This is a genomic window from Sphingomonas flavida (assembly GCF_036663655.1).
Classification (GTDB): Bacteria; Pseudomonadota; Alphaproteobacteria; order Sphingomonadales; family Sphingomonadaceae; genus Sphingomonas.
This window is the reverse complement of sequence record NZ_JAXOJH010000024.1, coordinates 31,544-36,883: the sequence shown is the minus strand read 5'-3', so window position 1 is coordinate 36,883 and position 5,340 is coordinate 31,544. Positions and strand designations below refer to the sequence as shown.

Here is a 5,340-nt window from a genome sequence, read left to right as displayed (position 1 = left end):
CTCGTGCTCACGCAGCACGCCTATGATCTGATCCTCGGTAAAACGGCCTCGCCGCATCGCTCGTCTCCATCTGACGAGCTAACTTACCAATGGCATGATTTCCGGGGAGCAGGTCACGTTCGTCATCGACACCTACGCTCGCCGGATCGTTGGCTGGCGCGCCAGCCGGAGCGCACATGCCGGCTTCGTCCTGGATGCGCTCGAGCAGGCGCTACATGACCGGCGGCCGATACGGGGTGGCGGCCTCGTCCACCATTCCGACCGCGGCAGCCAGTACGTGTCCATCAAGTACACCGAGCGCCTGGCCGAAGCGGGCATCGAGCCATCGGTCGGAAGCGTAGGCGACAGCTACGACAACGCTTTGGCGGAAACCATCAACGGCCTCCGGCAAACCCGGCGCGGTTCAGCCCGTGGTAGCCACATGCCCCATCGCCTCGCGGTCACAGCAGTCGAGTGCGAAGGCGACACGGACCTTCTCGCCGTTGTCGCAGGCAATCTCCAGCCCGTCCGAACACCAGCGGGTGTTGCGCTGGTCGACGGCGACGCGGCCGTCGTGACGGCGTTCCTCGCGCTGTTCGCCGCCTCGCTGGAGCAGCAGGCCATACACTTTCATGATGCGGTACACCCGCTTGGGATTGGGCGCTGCGCGCCCGGTCTTCTCGGCTTGGCGGCGCAGTAGGGCATGGACACGACGATAGCCATAGGTCGGCAGATCGGCGACGAGCAGCCGGATATCGGAGACCAGCTCGGCATCCGGCAGTGGTGGTCGCCCGCGCGGTCGTGGCGGTGGCCGGTTGCGCATCGCAGACAGATGCGGGCGGGAAATGCCAAGCGCATCGGCGACCGCGGTCACAGAACGTCCCCCGGCAACGAGGTCGAGCGCAAGAGCAGTTTTTTTGGGCCTGCGGCCCGGGACACGGCCTCACGCAGCAGTTCATTCTCCATGGCCTTCTTGCCCAGTAGCCGCTGCAACTCGCGCACCTGCGCTTCCAGCGCCCGGTACTCGGAGGCCGGCACCACCTCCTCGCCGGCTGCTGCGGCGGTCAGCGCCCCCTGGTTCATCAGGCGCCGCCAGGTGAACACCTGGCTGCCGCTGATGCCGTGCTGGCGGGCGACGAGCGACACGCTCATCCCCGGCAGATACGTCTCCTCGACAATCCGGACCTTCTCCTCCGGCGTCCACCGCCTCCGGCGCTGCACACCGGAGAGGACCTCGCCGTCATTGTAACGCCTAGTCGTACCGTCAGTCATATGCCTCACTCTTATCCAAGAGCGAGACCTTGTCAGGTCATTTGAGGGGCCACCTCGCCAACCCATCACGTCAGCAGATTGACGTTCTCATCGAACGACTGCAATGATCCGCTCGTCTCTGGGTATTGATCAGGCGCTCCTTCTCCATTGAGAACCGGGACCATTAATATTCAACCGAATTAGTTCCGGGACACTGCCGCTAAGTAATCCTTACTGAGAGGCAAGGCGCTTACGGCATGCTGAATTTGCTCACGAATGCCACTCGCGGCGGCCTCCAGACGATCAATGCTGATCGCATCGGCGAGCGCGCTGTATGCGCGAGGTCGAACGCCTTGACCTAGCATGACGGTGATCCAGCTTTCCTGTGAGAAGAGCTCGTTTTCATCTCTGACAAAACGCCCAGTCTCGCGGAACAGTTCGATTCTCTCTCGCAATGTATCGGGTACGGGCATGTTCCTAACATATCGCCAAAATGGCGTGTCGTCTCGAGATGTTAGCTTGTAATGTAGAGTTACAAAATCTCTCACACCATCAAATGCTTGAGCCATAGATCGGTTATATTCTTTACGCAAACTTTCATGCAGATTTCGACCCGGAAACAAAGAGAGGATTCGCGAAATACCAGTCTGTATAAGATGTATGGATGTAGACTCGAGTGGCTCTAAGAAACCAGCTGAAATTCCAATAGAAACCACATTACGGTGCCAGAATTTCTCACGACGCCCAGTTCTGAAACGGATTATACGGGGCGGATCTAAACAATCTCCGCCCAGGCCTGACACAAAGATTTTCTCGGCCTCTTCGTCCGTGCTGTACTCTCCAGAGTACACATAGCCATTCCCGACCCGATGTTGGAGCGGAATGCGCCACTGCCACCCAGCACCCTTCGCCGTCGCGCGAGTGTAGGGCAGCGCTTCGTCAGTGTTTGCCGTCGGCGCCACGACGGCGCGATCGCATGGCAGATAATGTTTCCAATCGATATACCCGACGTCGAGCGCTCCACCGATCAACAAGGCACGGCTGCCGGTACAATCGATGAACAGGTCGCCAGCTACTTCCTCACTGTTCGCCAGCAGAATGCTGTCTACATCGCCGGAAGCTGAAAGGCTGGTGTCGACAACACGGCCTTCAAGCCGAAGCACACCCCGCTGCTCGGCATAGCTTCGTAGAAGCTGTGCATAGCGTGTCGCGTCGAAGTGATACGCATGCGGAAAGCCGCCGCTGGGCACCCTGATTGGTCGCTGAGGTGTTCCAAATCGGCCCGCCGCAGCAGCCACGGAGCATGGCGCATATCGTTCCAACTCAGCGGATCGTTTCTCCGCCATGAGGCGCAGGTATATTTGGTAAAATGCAATACCGTCGACGTCGCGCCCTAGAAGGCCGAAGGGATGGAAGTACCGGTCGCCCCGCTCAAGCCAATCCACGAATTCGATGCCCAGCTTGAACGTCGCACCCGTTGTCGCAAGAAACGCCCCCTCGTCCAAGCCGAGTGACCGATGAAACTTGGTAATCGAGGGGATCGTCGCCTCCCCTACGCCAACCGTCCCGATCTCCTCACTCTCGACCAGGACAATTTTGCACTGACCGCCTTGAAGGTAGCGGCTTAGGGCCGCCGCCGTCATCCAACCCGCTGTGCCGCCTCCGACGATTACAACCTGGCGTATGCCTTGCGCACCTACGTCAGCGGCCACCATTGTTCGACTTTCCAATTAGATATTTTGACGCAGCGTTGATACAGATTTTACTAGTCTACGCCACCGTAGCTCCATTCTGCCTTTGGCTATACAACTTATCAATGCGCAAGGCATTAAAAACAGCACGTAAGGCCTTCTTATCAAGAACACCTTGGATACCTCGCCGATCACTGGGAATATGTTCCCCTACCGGCCCGTTTTGCTGAAAAACAAAATGAGCAAACATCGCGTACCATGCATCTCGATGATGCTCGGGAAGCCCTTTGAGGGCAACCATTGCGTGACGAAGGGCGTCCATCGGTGTACTGATCGTCGCGGACTCGGGCTCCCACCAATAATTTACAAGCATGTTTACGGGGTCTAATGATCGAACGTGATGCCACCATAGATAAGGGATGTAGATGGCGTCCCCGGGATGCAGGTCTACCACCGTCGCAGCTTCCAATGCCTTCTTAAAGCGGGGATATGCATGGTAGTTGGGGTTATCGAAATCAACCATGCTTACGACAACCCCGGCAGGGGTAACTTCAAAAGGCCCCGGGTAAAGATTGGCTACTTGCTCAGGAGGAAAGATTGTGAAGCGTCTTCTGCCGGAGACGACACAGGCCAAGTTCTCAGCGACATCATAATGAGCGGCTACGACCGACCGGTTCCCTATCCAAGCTCGAGGCTTGACGAAGTCGGGTAGCATCAGAAGCCGGTTCGCGTCAGTAAAGCCGGGCAGGTACTCGTCCACTAGGATGGACTGAATGGCCGAGGCGCCAAACTGCTCATTTGACTCGAACTGAAGCAGCGTATCAAGTGCAGCCCGAAAGGGCATTCGGCGCTTAACAAAATTTAGCCCCGTCATCGAATCATTGTAAAAAAAGCGTCCCGCAGCTGCTCTCGGAACTGACGACAGGCCTACCAATTTGGAAACTGCATAAGCCGAAAGATAGTCGATTAGTGAGCTTGGCGTGCCGCTGCCCATCACGGCAGGCCATTGCGTCACAAGTCCTCTGAAGACCTTGGGACGCCCTAGAGGAATGACTTCCCTCAGAAACGCTGCCTGCTCCATGGGTGATCGGTCCATCCCGGTAAGTGTTGCATAACCCTCCCAAACCCACTGGAAGATAGATAGGTCGTCTATGCTATGGGCCAGCCTGCGAGCAGGCTGGCCCATAGCATCATCAACATTGATGAGTACGGCTTTCCTCGCGGTGGCCGAAACCGCCGAAAGTGATATCTCCATGCTGAGAAGTGCGGCCTTCGTTGTCAATCGCAAACCATCCTGCGGACGTCGTGTTAAAAGCGGCTGATGCTTCGATCAGCTGTGCCGCCGCGACCTGGGGACTGCCAACTGGGTTAGAAGATGCTGGTTCGTACGACATGGCGACATCCGCGAAGATACCCGACGTTCCATCGGTGCGGTGAAAGGTCCCATGATTGAGAATGCTCGCACCATCCCACTCCCAAGTGCCCGATGCGACCCTGCCTTCGAGATCGATCGATGCGATCTGGACATCGGTCAACGTATGCACTTCCCCTGCATCAGCTACACCGTCCGCATTCAGATCCTGCCAGACACCAAATCTAGAAAAGGCCTCATCTGCTGCTGACAGAACACCGTCTCGGTTTGAGTCGAATGCACGAAGGCCATCTAGGTCGGATGTCGCACTTGGCTTATCTGAGACAAAGCTGATCTCACCAATTCCGTTCACGACCCCATCGCTATTACGATCGATCGTGAGGAAGCCATTTGCCGGTCCAATCCAGCTGGTAAGATCAGGACTGCCGTTGCCGTCCATGTCGAAGCGTGCCGTCGAGGCATGCTGATCGACTAAATGGATGCCGTCACCCGACAGATCGAGAACGATCGGCGCCGCGAGAGACACAACCGCATCCTTGAACTGCAGTCGTTCTATGCTTGTGAGACGATCAGTCCCATCGTCGCCGTGGTGATCGGGACGAAGATCTTTCACCGTCAGCACCCCATCGGCGGTGCTCAGTTCATAATCAGCCCGATCACCACGAAATACAGCGGTGTCGGTGCCATCGTTACCGCTAAGGACGTCGTTGCCTCCCCTACCTCGCATCCAATCATCACCTTGGCCGCCGGTAAGAACGTCATCGCTATCGGTTGCCGCTGCGAGCAAATTCAGCTGGCTTGCACTCCAGATGGTGCCATCCGCAAATACGACCCGCTCGATCGCTTGCTCACCATTGGCGAGGGGCTCTCCACCGATGGCGATGCTGTCGCCATTGCCGAAATCGAGCAGCAGATCGTTGCCCCGCCGAATGACGGTGACCTGGTCCGGCGTGATGCCCGCACCCAGCTCTATGCGGTCATCACCACCCCAGCCGCCATCCCAACGGTCGGGACCGCCCTCGACGATGGTATCGTTGCCGTCGCCAC

General features: G+C 57.7%; 3 protein-coding genes and 2 pseudogenes. 1 reads left to right on the top strand and 4 read right to left on the bottom strand.

The features are described from left to right. Positions 1-112: 112 nt before the first annotated feature. Positions 113-385, top strand: a pseudogene (locus U1703_RS17605) (DDE-type integrase/transposase/recombinase); the annotation flags it as partial. 24 nt (positions 386-409) lie between these two features. Here U1703_RS17605 and U1703_RS17600 read toward each other — a convergent pair. From U1703_RS17600 to U1703_RS17585, 4 genes and pseudogenes are all read right to left on the bottom strand, one after another. Beyond that, positions 410-1,251, bottom strand: a pseudogene (locus tag U1703_RS17600) (transposase); the annotation flags it as partial. 179 nt (positions 1,252-1,430) lie between these two features. After that, positions 1,431-2,945 (bottom strand): tryptophan halogenase family protein, encoded by a 1,515-nt coding sequence (locus U1703_RS17595; RefSeq protein ID WP_332786770.1) that lies wholly within the window; start codon positions 2,943-2,945, stop codon positions 1,431-1,433. Between the two features lie 55 nt (positions 2,946-3,000). Beyond that, positions 3,001-4,176: a cupin-like domain-containing protein gene (locus tag U1703_RS17590; RefSeq protein WP_332786769.1), complete on the bottom strand. Its 1,176-nt coding sequence runs from the start codon at positions 4,174-4,176 to the stop codon at positions 3,001-3,003. Next, the coding region (locus U1703_RS17585; protein WP_332786768.1) for an SPM autocatalytic domain-containing protein at positions 4,115-5,340 on the bottom strand (1,226 nt) is incomplete at its 5' end. The genes U1703_RS17585 and U1703_RS17590, both read right to left, overlap by 62 nt.